At 40.1% G+C, this 22,923-nt stretch carries 17 protein-coding genes; 11 read left to right on the plus strand and 6 right to left on the minus strand.

Translation table 11 applies throughout. The features are described 5' to 3' along the window. The first annotated feature begins 286 nt into the window (after window positions 1–286). From B4N43_RS15255 to B4N43_RS15285, 7 genes are all read left to right on the plus strand, one after another. Window positions 287–529: a hypothetical protein gene (locus B4N43_RS15255; RefSeq protein ID WP_088163351.1), complete on the plus strand. Its 243-nt coding sequence runs from the start codon at window positions 287–289 to the stop codon at window positions 527–529. A gap of 596 nt (window positions 530–1,125) precedes the next feature. Then, a complete protein-coding gene (locus B4N43_RS15260; RefSeq protein WP_232475642.1) occupies window positions 1,126–2,310 on the plus strand; it encodes a Pycsar system effector family protein in 1,185 nt (394 codons plus the stop codon). 162 nt (window positions 2,311–2,472) lie between these two features. Further along, a complete protein-coding gene (gene ppk1, locus B4N43_RS15265) occupies window positions 2,473–4,494 on the plus strand; it encodes a polyphosphate kinase 1 (protein WP_286735515.1) in 2,022 nt (673 codons plus the stop codon). Window positions 4,495–4,613: 119 nt separating this feature from the next. Further along, window positions 4,614–5,510 (plus strand): hypothetical protein, encoded by an 897-nt coding sequence (locus B4N43_RS15270; RefSeq protein WP_286735516.1) that lies wholly within the window; start codon window positions 4,614–4,616, stop codon window positions 5,508–5,510. A gap of 2 nt (window positions 5,511–5,512) precedes the next feature. Further along, window positions 5,513–8,113 carry a hypothetical protein gene (locus tag B4N43_RS15275; RefSeq protein ID WP_286735517.1) on the plus strand — a complete coding sequence of 867 codons (2,601 nt, stop codon included), beginning with the start codon at window positions 5,513–5,515 and terminating at the stop codon, window positions 8,111–8,113. Between the two features lie 12 nt (window positions 8,114–8,125). Beyond that, window positions 8,126–10,489: a GAF domain-containing protein gene (locus tag B4N43_RS15280; protein ID WP_286735518.1), complete on the plus strand. Its 2,364-nt coding sequence runs from the start codon at window positions 8,126–8,128 to the stop codon at window positions 10,487–10,489. 97 nt (window positions 10,490–10,586) lie between these two features. After that, complete coding sequence (locus tag B4N43_RS15285; RefSeq protein ID WP_088163355.1) at window positions 10,587–11,198, plus strand: trimeric intracellular cation channel family protein; 612 nt, start codon at window positions 10,587–10,589, stop codon at window positions 11,196–11,198. 167 nt (window positions 11,199–11,365) lie between these two features. Here B4N43_RS15285 and def read toward each other — a convergent pair whose 3' ends face one another. Beyond that, entirely contained in the window at window positions 11,366–11,947 is a 582-nt protein-coding gene (gene def / locus B4N43_RS15290) for a peptide deformylase (RefSeq protein WP_088163356.1), read from the minus strand. Window positions 11,948–12,212: 265 nt separating this feature from the next. On the opposite strand from def, the gene B4N43_RS15295 reads away from it, so the two are divergent. The 3 genes from B4N43_RS15295 (at window position 12,213) to miaA (ending at window position 15,125) form a co-directional block, all read left to right on the plus strand. Further along, complete coding sequence (locus B4N43_RS15295) at window positions 12,213–12,992, plus strand: hypothetical protein (protein WP_286735519.1); 780 nt, start codon at window positions 12,213–12,215, stop codon at window positions 12,990–12,992. Window positions 12,993–13,056: 64 nt separating this feature from the next. Next, the gene (locus B4N43_RS15300; protein WP_075990358.1) at window positions 13,057–14,229 is read left to right on the plus strand and encodes a Gfo/Idh/MocA family protein; all 1,173 of its coding nucleotides are present in this window, start codon (window positions 13,057–13,059) and stop codon (window positions 14,227–14,229) included. Further along, complete coding sequence (miaA, locus tag B4N43_RS15305; RefSeq protein ID WP_088163358.1) at window positions 14,226–15,125, plus strand: tRNA (adenosine(37)-N6)-dimethylallyltransferase MiaA; 900 nt, start codon at window positions 14,226–14,228, stop codon at window positions 15,123–15,125. Before B4N43_RS15300 ends, miaA begins: the two co-directional genes overlap by 4 nt. A gap of 69 nt (window positions 15,126–15,194) precedes the next feature. Here miaA and B4N43_RS15310 read toward each other — a convergent pair whose 3' ends face one another. The 5 genes from B4N43_RS15310 to B4N43_RS15330 all read right to left on the minus strand — a co-directional run bounded on the left by B4N43_RS15310 (window position 15,195) and on the right by B4N43_RS15330 (window position 20,478). Next, window positions 15,195–16,748 (minus strand): Rne/Rng family ribonuclease, encoded by a 1,554-nt coding sequence (locus B4N43_RS15310; RefSeq protein ID WP_046673301.1) that lies wholly within the window; start codon window positions 16,746–16,748, stop codon window positions 15,195–15,197. Window positions 16,749–17,052: 304 nt separating this feature from the next. Next, on the minus strand, window positions 17,053–17,889 hold the full coding sequence (locus tag B4N43_RS15315) for a tetratricopeptide repeat protein (RefSeq protein WP_070562796.1): 837 nt from the start codon (window positions 17,887–17,889) through the stop codon (window positions 17,053–17,055). Window positions 17,890–17,907: 18 nt separating this feature from the next. Beyond that, window positions 17,908–18,192 (minus strand): HU family DNA-binding protein, encoded by a 285-nt coding sequence (locus B4N43_RS15320; RefSeq protein WP_046673299.1) that lies wholly within the window; start codon window positions 18,190–18,192, stop codon window positions 17,908–17,910. A gap of 247 nt (window positions 18,193–18,439) precedes the next feature. Further along, window positions 18,440–19,486 (minus strand): 8-amino-7-oxononanoate synthase, encoded by a 1,047-nt coding sequence (locus B4N43_RS15325; protein ID WP_088163359.1) that lies wholly within the window; start codon window positions 19,484–19,486, stop codon window positions 18,440–18,442. 23 nt (window positions 19,487–19,509) lie between these two features. Continuing rightward, window positions 19,510–20,478: a D-2-hydroxyacid dehydrogenase family protein gene (locus tag B4N43_RS15330; protein WP_088163360.1), complete on the minus strand. Its 969-nt coding sequence runs from the start codon at window positions 20,476–20,478 to the stop codon at window positions 19,510–19,512. Between the two features lie 272 nt (window positions 20,479–20,750). Between B4N43_RS15330 and B4N43_RS15335 the strand changes: the two genes are divergently transcribed. Further along, window positions 20,751–22,898 carry a TonB-dependent receptor gene (locus B4N43_RS15335; protein ID WP_286735520.1) on the plus strand — a complete coding sequence of 716 codons (2,148 nt, stop codon included), beginning with the start codon at window positions 20,751–20,753 and terminating at the stop codon, window positions 22,896–22,898. Window positions 22,899–22,923 lie beyond the last annotated feature (25 nt).

Raw genomic sequence — 22,923 nt, forward strand, 5'->3', positions numbered from 1 at the left:
CCCTTCGTTTCCGTTGGGACTGCAAAGGTAGAAATCTTTTCTGAACTTCCAAAAACTTTTTGAAGTTTTTTTTCTTTTCCCTTTTTTTCGATTTCCGCGTTTAAAATAAACTGAGCGGGATTTTAAATCCTGCCAGACTTCTCTTAAACCCTTCTTTTTTCAGGATTCCTTCTCTCGAAGTAACCGTCCCTCCCTTGCGGAGTGGTGCAAAGATAGGGAGTTTTCGGGCAGACTTCCAAGCCTTTTGTTCTTATTATTTTCATTTTATCCTTAACTGCCTGTAACGGTGCAAGATTCTTTTTGGTTTCTGACCACAGGCCTACGTCGAAGGTGGCAAAAAGGGTACTTTCCTAAGATCTGCAGCGGATTTCTGTCCCTGCTTCCCGTGCGGGCTTCCGCGCAGGACACCGGAAGGGGGTGGCTTGCGCAAGAAAGTACTAAGGTCGGACGGGAATGGCAGCGCAGCCGATGGACGGGAACGGGCGCAAAGATAGCAGCCAAAAGAATAGAAAAACATCAAGGTGCATAATCCGGTCAGGATCTTCTGCCAAAAGCCTGCGCGGCCCCTCGGGTAGAATCCGTACCGGAAAGGACGGAAAATTGTGCCGCCGGAAAGATGGCACCGCAAGGATACCGCAGCACAGCTTATAAAGGGATGAAAGCATACAGCACTCCTGATTGACCCTTTTAATAGCTATACTTTCTTACCACTTTACTTAGGGTTTACTTAGGGTTTAGTTAGGGTTTGTTTAGGTATAGCTTAGGTTATAGCTAAACAAACCCTAACTAAAGGCTAAACTAACTCTAGATAAAAACTAAACTAAAGAATAAGCAATCCAGAACTCTTCTCCGTTTAGGGAAGAACCCTGGGGGGCACTCGCATTATAAAACGATCCAAACCCAGTTGGCCTGAGCCTCATGACCTATATTGAAAGACCTTATCCGATTAACGATCTGTTTTAACAGTCAACCTTCTACTTATATAACAGGTAATTTTACAACTATTGGAATATCTCTTTTTTCAGTAAATTTGATCTAGGTTAATAAATAACAAAAAAGAAGACCTTATTTTTAAGAAATTAAAGATATTAAATACTTTTATTGCACATAAAACCATATTGGTCCATGATAGATTATGCTCAGCTTTTAAAACAGGTAGAAGAATATGCTGAAACTTATATTACAGAAAATATTTCAGTTTGCCATTGTTTTCACAATACGATACACACACGTTCTGTTGTACGTGCTGCGGAGGAGATTTCATCGCACTATAAACTAGGAGAGGAGGATCACTTTATTGTTATTAGCGCGGCCTACTTTCATGACCTTGGCTACGTAAAATCTGACAATGCTATCGGCCATGAGAAGATAAGTGTCGAAATTGCTTTCAATTTTCTCCAGGATAAAGGAATACCGGAAGCCGTACAGGAAAAAATCAAAGGTTGTATTTTGGCAACGAGAATGCCTCAGGATCCCACAAACCTACTGGAACAAATTCTCTGCGACGCGGACCTATTTCATTTTGGGAATGAGGATTTCGTTACCAGAAACAAACTGATGAAAGCCGAAGCTGAAGCAGTATTAGGGAAGGAGATCGATAAAGACGTATGGCGGGCGGGCACAATCAAACTATTAATGAGCCATCATTACCATACTGAATATGCTCAGCAAAAGCTTAATGCCAAAAAGGAGATGAATCTAAAAGAACTGGAGAAAAAACAGGAGAAATCTATCTCAAAAAATAAAGAAAGCAAAAAAGAAGACAAAAAGGAAAAGGAGAAAGGCAGTAAGCCAGAACGTGGGATAGAAACAATGTTTCGGATTACGTCCTCAAACAATCAGCGATTAAGCGACATGGCAGACAACAAGGCCAACATCTTGTTAACGGTCAATTCTATTATCCTTTCCGTCGTGATTGCTGTCTTATTCCGGAAACTAGATGCCAACGAGCACCTTATTATCCCAACAATTATCTTAACAACGGCCGTGGTAGCAACCATGGTCATGGCAATATTGTCAACAATACCCAAAATTCCCTCTGGTAAATTCTCAAAGGAGGAAATCGAACAAAAATCAGTCAATCTGCTCTTTTTTGGGAACTTTTACAAGATGAAACTCGACGACTACAACGAAGGCATGCAGAAGGTAATGGTCGATTCGGAATTTCTATATGGCATGCTTACCAAGGATGTTTATTCACAAGGTGTGGTATTAGGCCGAAAATACAAACTTCTACGATACGCATATGGAATTTTTATGTTTGGTCTTGTTATATCGGTTGTTTCCTTTGTCGTCGCAACCATATTTTAATGCAATCCTATAAATACAGCTGAATATGTCAGGATCATATTGTTCAAACTTTCTTTTTTATTTAAAAAGATGCTGCCTTTAAATCAATCATTAGCGACCAATAGACTGCATCATTTATTGATGTTGTTGTAAGCATGTTGCCATAACCATAAATTTATACGGATGAAGAAGAAAGACCTTTATATCAACAGAGACATCAGCTGGCTGTCGTTCAATGATAGGGTACTTGACCAAGCTGGTCGTCAGGAGGTACCTTTATTGGAAAAACTACAGTTTCTCGCTATTTTCTCATCCAATCTGGATGAATTTTATCGGGTTAGAATGCCTGTACTGATGGCTTGGAAAAAAATAATGAAGCAAAATCCCGGGCAGCTCATTCCGAACATAGATATTGGGACGTATAAAAAAGCGTCAAAAACCATCAGCAAACAACAGGAAAAATTTGGCCTAATACTAGCTGATATTATCCAAGAATTAGCAAAAGAAAATATATTCTTTATTTACAATCAAGCTATTCCGACCGAAATAAAAGACCTCACAGCCCAGTATTTCTTTACTACAATTGCCTCCTACCTCCAAATTATACCGATTGATGACACCTCTTTTTTCCCGATCAACAATCAGCTCTACTTCGTCGTTACAGACGACAATACTGAACTGGTATTCTTTCTAAATGTCCCTTCAAATCATATTGGCCGCTTTTTCACCTGTGAAATCGATGGCAATAAATATGTCGTGCTCATAGATGATATTATCAGAGCATTTTTTCCTGAAGCCATAAGAAATACCTCATTAAATTTCTATTCCTTTAAAATCACAAGGGATGCGGAATTAAATCTCCAAGATGAATTTGAGGGTGATATTGCCCAAAAAATCGAGACGGAAGTCAATAAACGTGACCTTGGCTATGCGACACGCTTTCTATTCCAGCCAAATCTGCCAAAACAGTTGATAGAAACACTGGCAACATTATTTGATCTGCGGAAAAGTAGCATTGTCGAAGGCGGAAATTACCACAATCTCAAGGATCTATTTTCATTTCCGATTAAAATAGCGGAACTTTCTTATCCAAAACAGCTGCAAATTAATACGAATCAGAATTTTAAGGAATCTATCTTTGACCAAATAGACCGGGAGGATCTGTTGATCTGTACTCCCTATGAATCGTTCGACCCCATACTGCGTTTTTTTAACGAGGCGGCGATAGATCCAACCGTAGACGAGATTTACACAACCTTATACCGTATCGCCGGTGATTCACATATTGCACAAGCACTCGCTACCGCAGCAAAAAATGGCAAAAGAGTCAATGTATTTGTCGAATTGAAAGCGCGCTTTGATGAAGCAAATAATATACATTGGGCTCGATTGATGAAAGAACAGGGGGTAAAAATTACCTATAGTATCCCCAATTTAAAAGTACACGCCAAAATAGCGCTGGTCAAACGCAAACAAGGTCGAGAAAGTGCATTGCTAGGTACAGGAAATCTAAATGAAAAAACGGCGAAGGTCTACACAGACTACTTCCTCATCACCTCAAATAAGCTATTGACCAACGAATTAAATATGCTATTCGAGTTTTTACCAGCCCGGAGAAAACCCCATAATCCAAATGAGCTGCCTTTTAGTCATCTACTGATTGCACAGTTCAACCTCAAACATACGTTTTTATCCCTGATCGACCAGGCCACCCAAGCCGCTAAAGCCGGAGACACAGCTACAATAAAAATTAAATTAAACAATCTGGAAGAAGAATCGTTAATCAATAAATTGTATGAAGCAAGCCGGGCAGGGGTAAAACTGCAGTTATTGGTCAGAGGAATCTGTAGGCTAAAACCACAAGTACCTGGATTGAGCGACAAGATTGTCGTGAAACGGATTGTAGGACGATATTTAGAACATGGCAGAATATTTATTTTTCAATATCAAGCACAAAGCAGCGTATACCTGGGTTCTTCAGACTGGATGAACCGCAACATTTATCGACGTATAGAAACTTGCTTTCCGCTGCTGAATCTAACATTAGCCCATCAAATACAGGAGCTGTTCGATATTCAGTTTGCGGACGACACCGAAGCAACTTTGCTGGATGAACATGGGCAAAATCAGGCAATAGAAACACAACAGAAGAATGTTTCGCAGCAACAAATCCTTAATTATTTGAAAGGCAAAATGAAACAATAGGACTCTTCAGCAGGGCATCTCATAAAAGCATGACCAGCCTGAAAGCCCAACAAAATAACCATTGCACGTAAGCTCATTCAGAAATCTGATGACTTCATCAATTTAAATTTAATCATATAATGATGAAAAACCCGACGATATTGACAACTATGGCATTAGGCTTAGCCTCCGCTATTTTTCTCGCCTGCAACCCGAATAATACAGCCAAGGAAAATAGCAACAAGCTCGCTCATGTTCAAGCTGAAAAACCGCAACAAATACCCTATACATTATCTTCGGGCATAAAAATGAGTTTGCCAGACGAGTTATTAGAAATATCCGGGATAGCCTTTCTCGCGGGACAGAATGACGATATTTATGCCATCCAAGATGAGCAGGGCTTTCTTTATAAGTTTAACCAACCGACACAAAAAGTCACGTTCAACCCTTTCGGAAAAGATGGCGATTATGAGGATATCTCGATAAGCAATACACATTTCTTTATCTTAAAGAGCAATGGCAGCATCTATTCCTTTCCGATTGCCGAAAAGGACGATATAAAAAACGTTGTTGAACAGAAAAATTTACTCCCAAAAGGAGAGTACGAGGGACTTTTTGTTGACCGCGAAAGTAACCAGGCATACGTATTATGTAAAGAATGTAAGGTCGATAGAAAACAACCACAAACCTCTGGCTATGTCTTTTCAATTGACGAGCATGGTCAATTTCAGCCGAAAGGAGAATTTGCCATCCAGCTTGATCAACTTCAGGCATTTGATGCTAAAATTAAGAAAACGTTCAAACCCTCGGCGTTAGCTAAAAAAGCAGACAGCAAGGAATGGTATATCTTATCTTCTGTAGACAAAGCCCTTGTGGTAACCGATGAGAATTTTCGTGTAAAATCGCTCTCTCCATTAAATCCGAAGATTTTCCCTCAACCCGAAGGTATTAACTTTGATTCAAAATTCAATCTTTACATCAGCAGCGAAGCCGGTAATCAGGATAAAGGGATCATTTATAAATTTGAACAAAAATAGGCATGAAAAAGGTTGTACCATTCTTTCTTATTTTTCTTGCTAGTCATGTTTATTCACAACAAAAACATACACAGTCACCTGCACATCAGGGCAAGTCCTTTGCTAAAACCGTCATCAAGGACAGTGTAAGTATCGTTGCAAATGCAAAATATGGTAAAGCCAGTAAATTCAAAAAGTTCTTCCTTGGCGAAAACTACCGCAAAGAATGGGCTGCAGAAACCACCTTACCTTTGCTCCAACTTTCAACCTTATACGGGGGACTGCGTCCTGTCAAACAAGGAGGCGGGATGCAATCGGTTTCTCTACGACTTACAGATTCAAGCGGTCGGGAATGGGCCCTACGATCAGTCAATAAAAGGACTGAATCCCTCATACCAGAAGAGCTACATGGCACCTTTGTGCAGGATGTCTTGGACGATGCCACTAGCGCGCAGCATCCCTATTCCGCGCTTATGATCCCCGCTTTGGCAAATGCCGTGAACGTCCAACATGCCCATCCAATCATCGGCGTTGTTGCACAAGACAGCATATTGGGTGAATACGCTCCGCTTTTTGAGCATACGGTGGCTTTACTAGAAGAACGCGAACCTCTTGGTGATTCAGACAACAGCCCAAAAGCTGTACGAAAACTACAGGAAGATAACGACGATAACTTTAAGGCTAAGGCATATCTCCGCGCAAGAATGCTGGATGTACTGGTAAGCGACTGGGATCGACACGAGGATCAATGGCGTTGGTACAATGAAAATCAGGATAGCACAGATCACGATAAAGACTATATTCCTATTCCCCGCGATCGGGATCAGGCACTGCGTGTCACACAAGGTTTTCTAATGAAAGATATCTATCAGCAATTTGTCAACCCAGTCATGCAAGGTTTCACGACCGGTATTCCCGATATTCGCTATTCTTTGTTTAAATCACGCTTTTTAAATGCTCATCCGAGCAACCAGCTTCCTCACAAGGAATGGACCAAAGAGGTTAAGCAATTTGTAGCACGTCTCACAGATTCGGTATTATGGGAGTCGGTACATAGCCTGCCGCAATCGTCCATTGCTATTCGTGGAGAGCAAATTTTTAAAACACTTCAAAGCCGTCGTGATGCACTGCCCATGGCGATGGAAGAGTATTACAATTTCATTAATAACATTGTCGATATTCATCTCAGCGACAAAAATGAAAAAGTAGAAATATACAGCACAGCGAATAAAAACTTAAAAGTCAAAGTTTCGAAGATCAATAAAGATGGGAAAGTCACCAAAGCATTGATGGACAAAACCTATAAAGATTCCCTGACGAAAGAAATTCGTCTCTATCTGGCTGAAGGAAAAGACTCTGTTGTCATCGATAACGCAAATTCTCCTATAAAACTCCGAATTATTGGCGATAACACGCCAAAGACTTATGTGATCAACCAAAGCAAATCGAAAATACAGCTTTACGAAAACACCAAAAATTCCACTTTACTGGGTGAAAAGAACAAAATAAAGCTTCATTATGCACAAGATAGTACCAACACGCAATTTGTTCCTGTAAACCTGTACAACACCTGGCTTCCCCTGGTGACTGCGGGTTATAATGCTGATGACGGTTTTTCGCTGGGGCTAGGGGCTGCTTATACACATCAGCGTGGATTTAGAAAAAGTCCTTTTACCTATAAGCAACAACTTACTGTAGCAACAGCCTTCCGGACCGGAGCTTATAAAATTCACTATAGAGGCGAATGGATAGCTGTTGTCGGGGATGCGGATCTTGTTGTCGATGCGCTAGCAAAAGCTCCTGACAACACGCAGAATTTTTTCGGCGTAGGTAATAACTCGCTCTTCTTAAAGGAACAGTATGGTGCAAAATATTACAGAAGTAGATTCAATATTTTCAATGTCAATCCACAGTTAAGGTGGAAACCTTCAGCTACATTAAACTTTGCCGTAGGTCCGCATATCCAATTTTACCACTTAGATCAGATTGAAAATGAAGATCGATTTATTTTAAATCCCCAAGCTTTACATTCTTACGATAGTTTATCGATTACCAAAGACAAAGCTTTTGCAGGTATCAATGCCTTTTTAACACAAGACTCCCGTAATCGAAAGATTAACCCAAGTAAAGGGCTATATATTGAAGCCGCTTTGAATTCTTATTTTGGACTCAATCAGTACTCAAAAAACTCAGCGCAGTTAAGTGCTGCAATGACGGGTTACTTTAGCGCTTTCAATGAAGGCATTATATTCGCCAATAGAACAGGAGGGGGCACCGTTGTTGGGAACCCTACATTTTATCAATATCTATTTCTAGGCAGCCATGAAAATCTCAGGGGATTTCGCCAGTATCGATTTGCAGGTCAACAGATGCTTTACAATAACCTAGAGGCTCGTGTCAAAGTAATTGATGTCAAAAGCTATGTTCTTCCAGGTGAATTTGGACTAATGGGTATGTATGATGTTGGAAAAGTGTGGGCAAAGGGCTATAACAGCGATAAGTTTCATCAAGGTGTGGGTGGAGGCATTTATTACATCGTCGCCAATGCACTTCCTTTGCATTTTGTCATGACGAAATCCAATGAAGGCTGGTATCCCTATTTCAGCACAGGCTTCCGCTTTTAAAATTTTCGATCCATGGAGATAAAGAAAGTACAACTCACAACGGCGAAAATGGCCAATACGTATGCAAATGGCAGGCTAGACTTTGAACCATTTTTCAAATACCTGGAATCTTTTATTGAAAATGGCACTTCATCCGATGATATGATTCCTTTGTATGCGCTGGAACGCATCAAAGAAATAGAGCATCTCAACGGTAAACTCTGCAAGCATAACCTCAATGCCTATAAAGATATTCTGCAATGGATTTATAGCCTCTCCGTATCGTTGGTTGACACTGCTCCAAAAAGGTACTGGGCACTCACAACAGCCCTAGCAGAAGAAGCCTTCTATGGAACGGAAGCCTTTTTCGACCTAACTAGCCATCAGCTTGTGGAGCAAGAAATTCAAGGGAAGATGCGTACCGGAAGCCTTCTTACTAATCAAGAAAAGCTCTTTTATACCCTCATTTTCGAGCGTCTGTATGGCTTTTCTTCCAATGAAAACAGCAGCATTGTTTATCATCAACTCAATGATCAGGGGGAGATCGTGGATTATTACGATTTGGACATCGATTTCAAATTTGTTGAGATAAAGGCAAAAAAAACACTGCCTGCGCTTGATATCGGTCGTTTATCGGAAAATCCTAGTGATTCGCTTTTTGATTGGAATACCGTTATCAATACCGTTAAACTGGAAGATTTTGAGTTATCGGGCTTTAGTATTGTAACTTTCAGAAAGACCAGTACGGAACATACTTTACGCCGCATTCAGTCCATTCTCTTGGACCTTCCTACATACAATTATCACCTCTTTTTCGCTGATTTAGAAAAAATCATCACACCGCTATTAAAGGGGGCTGATACCGTATTTAGTTTATTTCCGTTATTCCAATTAAATGGAGTCCCATTTTTCGATTATTCAATCACCAATAAGAGCATCTTGATTGCGGAAGCGTATACCGCAAATAAAACCTTCAAGATCAATCCTGAACTTGCGGGCTACCTAAAACATCCGCATGTGATATTTTATACCAATAATGCGACGAATGGCCTCCGAAATACCACATCTATTTTAGACGAGCGGATTGGCCACTCGGGGGTAACGACCTATCTGTGTATTCCACTTATCCATAATCATTCCCTCTCAGGCATATTGGAAATATACAGCCATGAACAAGATCAGCTCGACAATGAGACAATGCAAGCCTTAGGTTCTTTGGTCCCGCTTTTATCACAATTATCTCAGGATATTACGCTAGAATTTAAAAAACGTATCGACGATATCATCATCAACCGGTTTACGACCATACAGCCTTCGGTTCAGTGGAAATTTAACCATATCGCGGCCCAGTACATTCAGGACCTGGAAAACGACAGTCGGGATGCGCATATCAAAGCCGTTGTATTTGAAGAAGTCTATCCGCTCTACGGTGCTGTCGATGTCAAAGACTCCACCATCATAAGAAACGCCTCCATTCTGAAAGACTTTAGCTTCAAGGTCAAACAGCTCGCAATGCTTATTGATGAGCTCTCTTTAGATGGAAAGCACAAGTTGATTATGACTTTTTCAGCACGTGTTGATCAAATTACAGAATCTCTTGATCATATTTCTTTTGATGAGTCGATGGTCAAGATCATTGAGTTTTTTAGGAAAGACGTACAGCCATTTTTAGAAGAAGCCAGAAAGCAATTTCCGTCAAAAATAGAGGTGATTGAACATTATGCGAAGCATTTTTTCACCAATCGAGAAACCGGTGAATTTTATAGGAATGAATTTGAAACTTCTTTACGCCAAATCAATCAATTGATCGGTAAGGAACTAGACCATTTCAATAGCTTTATCCAGGGGAATTACCCATCGTATTTTCAAAAATTCAGGACAGACGGTATTGAATATGACATTTATATCGGCGAATCCATTACACCACAACAACCATTTAGCTACGAATTTATTAATGTATTTAGGCGTCAGCAAATTATTTCTATGGCTAGAATTGCGCTGAAAGCTTACCATGCGAAGGATATTCTGCCTCTGGCTTTAGAAACAACACAATTGATTTTTATCAATCCACATAGCATTGATATCAGCTTCCGGGAAGATGAACGGAGATTTGATGTAGAGGGATCACTCAATATCCGTTATGAAATAATCAAAAAAAGGATAGACAAAATTCGGATAAAGCGAACCAAAGAACGACTTACTCAGGTCAATAAAATTGCTATTGTCTATTTATCGGATGAAATCCTGGAGGACCTTATGTTGAGTATAAAGGCAATCTACGACATGGGCATCATTGAGCATACCATCGAACATTTAAAATTGGAGGATGTACAGGGAATCGCGGGTTTGAAAGCTATTCGCCTTTCGGTGAATTTAAACTATCAAGATTTCTCCTAAATTTGTCCAATAAAGGGAAGTTTATCCCCATTGGTGTTAAGCGGTATGTGGTACCGTCAACTGGAGATTTTAATATAATGATTTAAAAAGGATTACCATGATTACTGATGCCAACTATTTTTATCTAAGCGATTTGCTTGGCACCTTATTTTTTGCAATATCAGGCACGCTGTCGGCAAAACGTAAAGATATTGATATTTTTGGGGCAGCCTTTTTAGGCTTTGTGACAGCCATTGGCGGTGGATCGATGCGGGATGTATTTTTGAATCTGCGCCCAGTATGGGTTAATGATAGCAATTACCTCATTGCTATTTTCCTCGGAATTTTAATTGCCATTGTCTTCAACAAACAGTTGTATGGTTATTATCGCACGCTGACACTTTTTGATGCCATCGGAATTAGCTTTTTTACTATCCTAGGGGTACAAAAATCACTCAATTACGAAAGCAATACCTATGCTGCCATTATCTTTGGAATGTTCACCGCGGTATGTGGGGGGATGACGCGCGACGTCCTACTCAACGAAACCCCATTAATCTTTAAAAAAGAAGTATATGCTACGGCCTGTTTAGGTGGAGGTCTCACGTATATCTTGCTGGTGCATCTCGATCTTGATCTTTCTTGGGCTGCCTTTATTGGGGCTGCTGTTGTATTTTTAATACGAATGACAGCCGTTAAATATCGTCTATATTTACCCCGGTTGGATTGAGGAATGTCCTTCTTCGCGGGTGTAGTTTCTATAACACGCTTTACAGAATGACCAATTCAATCTCAAAAATGGAATAAAAGGATGGATTGGTAGGTAGAACACGGATATTCTTGATCTCCAACCAATTTTATCAGGAGGAAGCAACAAAGAAAAAGCGTTAGTATGAACTAACGCTTTTTCTTTTGCTGTGGAAATTTCATTTTATAACCAACGCGAATATTTCCTTTCGCGATAGCATCTAATCGCCCCTTAAGCATCGTTTTCTTCAAGGCACTCAATTTGTCGGTAAATAGTTTACCTTCAATATGATCATATTCGTGTTGTACCACACGGGCAGCCAAACCTGTTAAGTCTACTTCATGTTCTTCAAAGTTCTCATCCAAGTAATTGATGCGAATATTTCTGTGACGCAATACGTCCTCATTAATATCTGGGATACTCAGGCATCCTTCACCGAAAGCCCATTTCTCACCAGACTCTTCAACCATGATGGGATTGATGAAAACTTTTTTGAACGATTGGAGTACTTCTTTGTTTTCTTCATCATCTTCTGCGAAAGGAGTTGCGTCGATAACGAACATCCGTATAGGCAAACCTACCTGTGGAGCTGCCAACCCAACACCATGAGCTGCATACATGGTATCGAACATATCATCAATCAATTTCTTTAAATCTGGATAGTCTTCATCTATTTCCTCAGCGACCTTTCTTAATACAGGATCGCCATACGCCACTATCGGAAGTTTCATATGTATTATAATTATTTATAAGTGCCGATACTCATTGCTATACCTGAGTTCGTTACACGTTGTTTGCTTTTAAAGATCAATAGGCCCTGTTGTAATTTTAGCACGATTTTATTTCAGATCATCTCAGGCTAATTGCTCACCCTGAGTCATTGTACCTTTTTACAAGGATACCCTGTAACACCATTATATTTTTCGGTACAAAGGTACGGATAATTATTAAAAGTGAATATTTCGTCAAAACTTCCATAAAAGTTACTTTTGTTTTATGGATCCTTCGTTTTTAAATTTGTCAACGCAGTTCAAGCTTAGGGTAGAGCAGGCCCTTGAAGTCCCATTAGGGCTTTGCCAGGATGATGGATTTATACAAATATACTCTCCGGAATTAGCAATTAACATTTTACTATACCCTCATAACAAATCCGTTAGACGTGATACTTCCGACCCTTGCATTCATATCGATGAGGACCAATTAATAACAAAGTTTGATTTGATCGTCAGACGCATTGTTGCTAGAACAAAAAATGACAAACGCATTTACGCACGCAATACTGTAGTTGCCCGGATCGACAAAAGAACGAGTTTACAGTTCCTCGTGGAACATCATTTACAAACCGCTCTTCCCGGCAAGTATCGTTATGGCCTTTATGAACAAGGAGAGCTTGTCGCCGTCGCGGTATTCTCTGGAGGACGCCGAATGCTGGATAAAAATGAAGACTATCGCTCATTTGAACTATTACGCTTTTGTAATAAAACAGGTATTAATGTTATAGGAGGCCTAAGCAAATTAATTAAAGCCTTTTGTAGCGATTTCTCACCAGGAGACATTATGACTTTCACCGATCGTGATTGGAGCCAACACTCTTCGCTCGAAAAAATTGGGTTTGTTGCCAAAGAAATTACGACACCGATTAACTTTTGGATCACGGGAACAAAGCGGTATACCTATCGAAATACAGATGAATTAAAAGCGCTTAGGGAGCAGTTCCCTCATGGCTTTCCCAAAGAAAATATGGGTAGCATCAAGATGATTTTATACATAAAATAAGCTAAATTGTGTATATTGTACACTGTAAAAGTTTGAAAAATAAATAATCAAAAATAATAACGTTATGAAGAGAAAACTTCGCATGGGTATGGTCGGAGGCGGAAACGACGCCTTTATTGGCGCTGTACACCGTATTGCTGCTTTTATGGATGGCAAGATTGAACTGGTTTGTGGTGCATTTAGTATTGATCCACAGATTTCAAAACAATCTGGAGAAGACTTATTTGTAGCTCCTGAGCGTGTCTATCTAAACTATGAAGAGATGATCGAAAAAGAATCTTTGCTTCCCGAAGGCGAACGCATGGATTTTGTAACGATCGTAACACCCAATTTTTTACATTTTGCTCCCGCTAAATTAGCGCTAGAAAAAGGTTTTGATGTTGTCGTTGAAAAACCAATGACAGTATCTGTTGAAGAAGCAAAAGAATTACAAGAAACCGTAGAACGTACTGGTCGTACGCTGTGCCTTACCCATACGTATTCAGGCTACCCAATGGTTAAACAAGCCAAAGCAATGGTCAAAGAAGGTCACTTCGGTAAGATCAGAAAGATTGTTGTTGAGTATCCACAAGGTTGGTTAAGTCGTTTAACGGAACGCGAGGGGAATGCTGGAGCCGCTTGGCGTGCAGATCCGAAACGCTCGGGCAAATCGTTGGTTATGGGTGATATCGGTACCCATGCTGCGCATTTAGCGGAATATGTATCGGGCTTAAAAATCCAAGAGCTATGTGCAGACCTAACAACATTTGTTGAAGGCCGTCTATTGGATGACGATGGTTCGGTGCTTTTACGTTTCGAAAATGGTGCTAAAGGCGTATTGATGGCTTCGCAAATTTCAGCCGGAGAAGAAAATGCTGTTCGTATCCGTATCTATGGCGAAAAAGGTGGATTGGAATGGGCGAATGAGGATCCGAACAATTTAATTATCAAAATGCTTGATCAACCTCGTCAGCTTTATCGCACAGGTAATGCTTACGCAGCGCCTTATACGTTGAGTTCTTTTGCAACACATAATACCCGTGTACCAGCGGGTCACCCTGAAGGGCTATTAGAATCATTTGCGAATATCTACCGTAATTTTGCGGCAACAGTTACAGCAAAACGTGAAGGAAAAACTCCTACAGCTGAACAACAGGATTTTCCAACAGTTTACGATGGCGTAAGAGGCATGGCTTTTATCGATACTGTTGTAAAAAATAACGAAGGAACAGAAAAATGGACTAAATTTGTTCTGTGATAGACAGATTAAAATATACACTTTCTCTTTTGGAACAGCAAACCGTTCCAAAAGAGAAAGTTATCGTTATCTTAGGGCCTACAGCTTCTGGAAAAACGAAACTGGCCGTCCAACTGGCCCAACACATTGATGCTGAAATCATCAGTGCTGATTCCCGCCAAATCTATCGAAGGATGGACATCGGTACGGGAAAAGACCTATCGGAATACCAAGATATTCCCTATCATCTTATCGACATTCATGAACCGGGAAAACGCTACAATCTCGGAAATTTTATTGCTGACTTCCGTCAAGCCCAACAATCCATTCTAGAAAAGGGAAAACATACCATCCTATGTGGTGGTACAGGTTTATATATTCAAAGTGTAATCCAAGAAAATCCCTATGCGCTGATCCCATCAATCGAAGGCTTCAAGGAGTTATTACTTGCATATCCAGAGACGGAGCTGTTAGCGCGTCTTCAGGAATATACACTACCTGTGAACTTTCAAATCGATCTTTCAACCAAAAAACGTATAATCCGAGCAATAGAAATATTAGCGTTTTTAGAGAACCACCCCGATCACATCGTCCAGCAACAAGCGGTAGATAGCATTGTTATCGGATTAAGTCCCCCGTTGGAAATCAGACGCGAACACATTAGCCAAAGATTAAAACAACGATTGAATGAAGGCTTCTTAGAAGAAGTGCGCGGGCTCTTGACAGAAGGTATTACACACGAGCAACTTCAATACTATGGTTTGGAGTATAAATATGCGTCACTCCATCTTCTTGGACAGCTCGATTATTCTGCTTTTACCACAAAACTGGAGACAGAAATACATCGCTATGCCAAAAGACAAATGACTTACTTCCGCAAAATGGAAAAAGACGGCATAATTATCCATTGGGTATAAACAGTACAATGATATAAAAACAAAAAAGGGCTAGTATCACTACTAACCCTTTTCGTTAATCTCTTTCTATTATAACTTGATTTCTTCATCCTTCGCATTGAAGAAATGGAATTCAGTTAGATAATATGACGTCATTGGATTTACTTTAATCCATTTTCCGTACTTCATGAACCATTTCATTCTTTTAGAAATCAAACCAGACTTAATGTAGGCGTCTATGTAAGGGTGAACACATAAGGTCACCTTCTTTTCGTTTTGTTCTTGAAGAATAAAGCTCAAATTATTTTCAATATCATCCATGAGGACAATACTTGATCGGATTTCACCTGTACCATCACAAGCCGGACATTTTTCGTTTGTGACGATATTCATTTCAGGTCTAACGCGCTGACGTGTAATTTGAACCAATCCAAATTTACTTGGAGGCAAAATTGTATGTCTCGCTCTATCCGCTACCATACATTCTTTTAAGAACGTATACAACTCTTTTCGATGATTGGGTTTATGCATATCGATAAAATCGATGACTACAATTCCGCCCATATCACGCAAACGCAGCTGACGCGCAATTTCTTTTGCTGCTTCCATATTGACCAGCAATGCATTGTCTTCCTGATTCTCCTTATTAGCAGAACGGTTACCACTGTTGACATCAATGACATGCAAGGCTTCGGTATGCTCTATAACGAGGTACGCACCGCCCGGCAATGTTACAGTTTTGCCAAAAGCTGCCTTGATTTGCTTTTCAACTCCGAAATGATCAAAAATTGGCTCTTTATGTTTATAAAGTTTGACAATTTTCTCCAAGTCTGGAGATATATCGTGTATATATGATTTTGTTTCTTCGAAGATCGAAGGATCATTAACATAAATATGCGAAAACTCGTCTGTCAAAATATCTCGTAGAATAGTGGATGCACGATCCATTTCGCCAAGAACCTTTTGAGGCGGTTCAGCATTACGAAGACGTTTGGTAAATAGCTCCCATTTTGAGATCAGGTCCAATAAGTCACGTTGTAGTTCTTCAACACCCTTACCCTCGGAAACTGTACGAATGATAACGCCAAAATTAGCTGGCTTAATTCCTTCGACAATCTTTTTTAGGCGATTGCGTTCATTACTACCTTTGATACGCTTGGAAATGGAAACAGTACTTGAGAAAGGTACCAAAACGACAAAACGGCCCGCAATTGAAAGGTCTGAACTCAGACGCGGCCCTTTTGTTGAAATGGGTTCTTTGGCGATTTGTACTGGCACGAGCATATTTTTGCTTAAGACATCAGAGATCTTACCAGCTTTATCGATATCCTTTTCAAGTTTTAAACTATTGAGCAGTTTCTCTTGATAACTGCCATTCTTCACTATACGCGTAAGCTTTAGCAAAGATTGAACTTGAGGACCCAGATCTAAATAATGTAGAAAAGCATCCTTTTCGTAGCCTACATCCACGAAAGCTGCATTAAGCCCAGGCATAATTCGCTTAATACGTCCGAGATAGATATCTCCAACGGCGAAGTTATTATTTGCGGGCTCCCGGTTAAGTTCAACAAGCTGCTTATCTTGTAGTAAAGCAATAGTTACCCCTTTATCAGGAGTTGAATCGATAATTAATTCCTTTACCAAAAGCTACTCATTTTTGATACCTATGCAATATCCTATCGCAATCTTGGGTATCCGATTAAACATTTAAAGAACGTTGTTACGAAAAAAACAATCTACATCCCCTTCACAGACATGTAGATCGTTTCGTAAAGCTATCTCAGCAAAATGGGCCAAGATGTTTAAAAGCTTATCACAAGACTATTTTTTCTTGTGTCTATTTTTTCTTAAACGTTTTTTACGTTTGTGAGTAGCCATCTTGTGTCTTTTTCTTTTTTTTCCGCTTGGCATAGCTAAATTTTTTAATGATTATAAAATAATAAATTAATTACTTGCTCAATTCCGCGATCTTTCGATCGATGAATTGTGATAGGGAAGGATCGGCTGCCAGTTCCTTACTTTTTTGAAAAGCTGTAACGGCTTCCTTTTTCATCCCAATATTTTCATAGCCTGTGGCTAAGTAAAAGTATGACTCAGCATCGGGTTTTTGATCGATAACGGTCTTAAAACGCTCGATGGCTTTGTCAAACTGACGGGATTGTAATGAAAACAATCCCAAAGTTTTGTTTGCTTCTAAGTTTTTAGGATCGGCAGCAACGACTTCTCGCAATAAGGCAATACCTGCCATAGGGTTGTTCGTTCCTGATACCATTGCGGCACCCAATCCTGTTTTTGCATCCAAACTACTTGTATTCGCTTTTAACGCAGCCTCATATGCATGAATAGCATTTTGATTCAACGCTTGGGCTAAAGTAGAATCCTGCAAATTTGTATAAGCGGCACGATAAGCATTACCTGCTTTCAACCAATATTCAAACTTCGGTGAAACCTTTGCCATTTCCTCATAGATGAAAGCCTGAGGGGCTGGTTTTGCGACATCATCCCACTTATTTGCCAACTGTTGCAACAGCTTTATCTTATCCTCTCCAGAAGCTTTTGCAACTTGGCCCTCAATATCGGAAATTTCTTTGACTAAACTAGCATCTAAACCTTGTTTTGTCATCGAAGATATATTTTCCAAATTTACTTCGTTGGAAGGCTTCGACTCAGATGCTGCAGCAGTTTGTTTTTCTTTGTTCACCAAACCTTTAATAGGCTGTGCTAAAAGCACAGCAACCAAGGCTACTACTGATCCTATTACTATTATCTGTTTGGTTTTTGCCATTTTAATCTATTTTAAAGATTATTTATTGCCATTCTTTACTTTCTCTACGAAAATTTTAGCTGGCTTGAAACTAGGAACAAAGTGTTCAGGGATAATGATTGCTGTATTTTTTGAAATGTTTCTTGCAGTCTTCTCAGCTCTTTTTTTGACTACGAAGCTACCAAAACCTCTTACATATACATTTTCTCCTCCGATCATTGCGTTTTTGACAACTTTAAAGAACGCCTCTACGGTTTCTTGAACATCTACCTTCTCTAAGCCAGTTTTGGTAGAGATTTCTGCAATAATTTCTGCTTTAGTCATATCTATTTTACTGTAATTATTTATTTTTCAACCCTTAAGCCAACTAATGTTTGGGGATGCAAAAGTATTGTTTTAAAATGAGTAATGGAAATTATTTAAATACTTTTTTGATAAATAAGCTTCCAAAAGCCAAACATTTACAATCAATTAACGAGACATTGCGTCCAACCAACCATTAAATAGACCTCAAAAATAAAAACAATTATCTAATTTACAAGATGTTGACTTATTACTTGTCATATAAAAATCAATATATGCCAATTGCATGACTCAGCTGGTCCAAATCTGCCTTGGTATGGTGCGCGTTCACCACAATCCGATTTAATAGCGGGTCTGTAGCGAGGGGATAAGGAAAACTTGAAACCAGTATTCCAGCATTCATCAGCCTCGCATAAAGGCCCGTATCCATTGAAGAAAAGACCGGAAAATCAGCAACAGTGTTTAACCCAGACTCCATATGTGCTTTGAAGGAATCAATATTATACCGCAGCTTTTCGAATTGCTGTAGATAGATCTGCTCTCCATGAACAAATGCATATAAGCTCGCTGGTGAACTTGGAGAAGCCCCTGTATAAAAGTTTGATCGCTTGAGATACCTGATCCGTTCCCCATCGGCCAAAATCAATCCAGCATCCGTTGCCAGGCCTTTTGCCAAGGATGCGACGACGATCAGTTCAATATTAGTTTGTTGAACACTACTTTTATCCAATGAAATGCTATTCTTGCGCAAAACTCCTATTCCGTGAGAATCGTCCAAGAGCAGTATAATCTTTTTGTCCGGATCAATACGATTGAAAACAGTGAAATCGTACAATTCTGGCCGCATATTGTCCAAGCTGTTGCTAACGATGATAAATGATGTTTGGGCTGAATGATTGATATACTCGATCGTTGCATTAGCCCACGCAACAAAATGCCCAGTTGCGACGGGCTTCTTATCTAGCCATAAAGAAGGGTGACAAGCGGGAGCGTACAATACTTCTCCTTCGGTCGCCAAGGTTCTTACAAGAAATTGCGTTGCCAAATATCCACTTGAGAGCAACAGGCTTGCTTCAAAACCAAAACGCTTTGCTGCATATTCTTCGGCTTGATCAAATATGGCCTGTTGCACATTATTATTTCGTGAAGTGCCGTTGTTGATACCATACCGCTGTATACCTTCTATGAAAATAGAAGCATATGCTTTATCTGTTGCCAGCCCTAGATAGGAAGTTCCACCAAAAAAAAGATATTCCTTACCGCCGACCACAATAACGCGACCTGTTGGTTGTTCTAAATGCGTAAAATTATTCATCTATGTATAGCCGATTCATTTAATTAGTGGGTCAAAACTTCGGGGTTAGCGATATGCTGTGGATCGCCCCCAGAAAAGGCTACAATATTCTCAAAAGCAAGTCTAAATAATTGTTCGTAACCATTTTTCTCCACATAGCCAATATGTGGCGTACAAAGTACATTTGGCAGCTGCAATAACGGATAGTTCGGATCAAAGATTGGTTCGGACTCATAGACATCTACCGCAGCCATCCCCGGAACACCTGTCTCGAGCGCGGTCAATAGTGCCCCTTCTTCAACCAACTCAGCACGAGAGGTGTTGACAAAAAGCGCTGTCGGCTTCATAGACCGGAGATCTTCGAGCTTTACGACACCTCGCGTCTCAGGCACTAACCTAAGGTGTAAAGTAACAACATCTGAAAAATGAAAAAAATCGGATTTACTGGCAGCAGCTAAAAAACCATCTCTTACAGCTTCCTCTCGGGAATTTTCGCTTCCCCAAACAATTACTTGTGCACCAAAAGCCTTTGCATATTGCGCTATTCGCTTCCCTATTTTTCCATAGCTCCATATCCCTATTGTTTTCCCGGCGACACAATCTCCTATATTCGTTTGCCATAGGCCTTTGTCCATATCTGAAAGAGCCTTAGGTAAACCACGGAGGGCATTCATGATCAAAAGCCAGGTCAATTCAGCCGGAGCAACAGGAGAGCCCATACTTTCAGCAACAGCCACATGGAAACGGCTACAAACAGCCAAATCCAAATGGTTTGAAATTTTGCCCGTCTGGCTAATTAACTTAAGCTTGGGAAGCTGAGACAACAGGTCTTCTGTAATCCGCGTCCGTTCTCTGATGAGCACTAGCGCTTCCGTATCGCTCAATTTTTCGGCCAGTAAAGCCGGATCTGAATAGGACTGTTTCAATATTTGGACATCGTGACCATCAAGAATTTTGAAACAGTCCAACTTTCGGACAGCGTCTTGATAGTCATCTAAAATGGTTATTCGCATTTTTCTGACTTAATTTTAAACTCTTATTTTCAATATCAAACGAAAGTAAAATGACTTTTATATCCGATATAAGTACGTCGCATATAAAAGCAATTTTTCGCGTTCTCCACTTTCCATTGCGGAACTTATTTATGGAGGAAATTTTGTTTTTCGATATCAATTTACAGCATAAAGTTGGAATCCTGCAATTCGTCATGATATTTTGACATTCCATCCACTCTTTTTCGCAGGAACACTTACAGCCGCGGATATTTGAATAAAATTAAAGAAAAATGAAGCTGTTATTAACCTTACTATTTTTAAGTATTACCATCGTATCTGCGCAGTCCATCTTGAAAGGGAAAGTGCTGGGCAAAAACGGCAAACCTATATATTTAGCCAATGTTTATATTGAAGGCACCTATGATGGTGGCACCACCGATTCCCTTGGAAATTTCGTATTTGAGACCAGTGAACAAGGCACTAAAATCATTAAAGCGTCTGTTGTGGGCCTCCCAACATATAACAGGCCTATCCAGCTACCTCAAAAAGAATTGCTGATTATTCAAATGCAAGAAAGCGAGAATCGCTTACAGGAAGTTACGATTCAGGCAGGGGTCCTACAAGCCAATAGCTCCGGAAAAAACACGGTAATGAGTCCATTGGATATTGTCACTACGGCAGGCAGCATGGGAAACATCATCAGCGCACTGGCAACATTGCCCGGAGCACAGGTTGGGGGCGAGAATGGACGTCTTATGGTTCACGGTGGAGATGCTTCCGAAACACAGACCTACATCAATGGAATCAGAGTAGCCCAACCTTACACCGCAACACCAAACGAAGTTCCTGTAAGGGGCAGGTTTTCGCCTATGCTCTTTAAAGGCGTGAATTTCTCTACAGGCGGCTATTCTGCAGAATTTGGCAATGCGCTGTCCAGCATTCTAGCGCTAAACACTGAAAATACCATAGAGCAGTCCAAAACAGAGCTTTCGCTATCTTCCGTTGGATTAGGGCTAGGACATACCTTACAATGGGGCAAAAACTCTCTCACCTTCAACAGCAGTTATACAAACTTAAAACCCTATTCCAAAATTATTACACCAGATATAAAATGGACGAAACCCTATGAAAACGCTTCTGGAGAAATGATCTATCGCCATCAGTTTAAAGAAGGTTTTCTAAATATTTATGGGGCTTACAATTTCGAAAATATGGGACTTTACCAAGCGGACATCAATTATGAGCAGCCCGTCCCATTGAAAAAGAAATCCAACAATGCCTACGCCAACATCAGCTACAGTCAGAATTTGGGGAACCGATGGACATTCCAGTCTGGTATTGGCCTAGGCTACCTGACCGATAAGCTGCATTACGATGACGTTTACCTACCTAATGAAGAAAAGAGTCTTCACTTAAAAGGAACGCTAAGTAAGATCTGGAACAATAAGATTAAAAGTATCGGAGGAATAGAATATTTCGACACGAATTATCAAGAAGAATATCACCGACAAACCCTTGGCTATAGCTATGGTTATCATAGCAAGATGACCGCTGTATTTACGGAAACTACCTTCGGCATCCTCCCGAACTTAATCGGGAAGATCGGCTTACGAGAAACTTCTTCCAATTTACAGGCGAAGAGCACGTTAGAACCGAGGGCTTCGCTGGGCTATGCATTAAATAAATATACGCAGCTATCACTTGCTTATGGGAACTTCCATCAGCAGGCGCCAACACCGCTGTTAAAATATGCTCCACAACTTGACTGGATGGAGGCCAATCATTATATCGCAAATTATTTCTATTCGCGTGGCGGGCACTTACTTCGCTTAGAAGCCTATCACAAAGAATATAACAATTTGGCAAAATACAACAGTATAACTCCAAAATATGACAGCCAATATGACAATAACGGAAGCGGTAAGGTCAAAGGCTTTGACTTATTTTATAAAAACAGCAGCACCATCAAAAACCTCCAATACTGGATTTCATATTCCTATACCGACAGTAAGAGAAATGAAGCGAATTATCCGACGACAGTCACTCCCCCTTATGTTTACAAACACAGTTTCTATATCGTTGGAAAATACTGGCTATCAAGCCTACGTTCACAGCTCAGTTTGACAAATTCGTTTGTATCCGGCAGAAATTACAATGATCCCAACCAAACAGTATTCATGAATGGCCATACAAAAGGCTACAATAGTCTGTCTATGAGTTGGTCGTTTCTTTACAGCCAGCAAAAAATTATCCATTTCTCCGTCAGTAATGTTCTTGGCGCTAGCCCAATCTATGGGTATCAATATGCAGACCGGCCAAATTCACAAGGAATCTACGACCGTAGACCGATTGTCCCTACTGCCAAACGCTTTGTATTTCTAGGCTATTTTTGGACAATCAGTAAAAATGAAAAAGACAATCAATTGGACAATCTATAATAAACATCAGCTCATCATCGAAATA

Origin of the sequence: Sphingobacterium sp. UBA1897 (genome assembly GCF_002337775.1) — a bacterium.
Classification (GTDB): Bacteria; Bacteroidota; Bacteroidia; order Sphingobacteriales; family Sphingobacteriaceae; genus Sphingobacterium; species Sphingobacterium siyangense.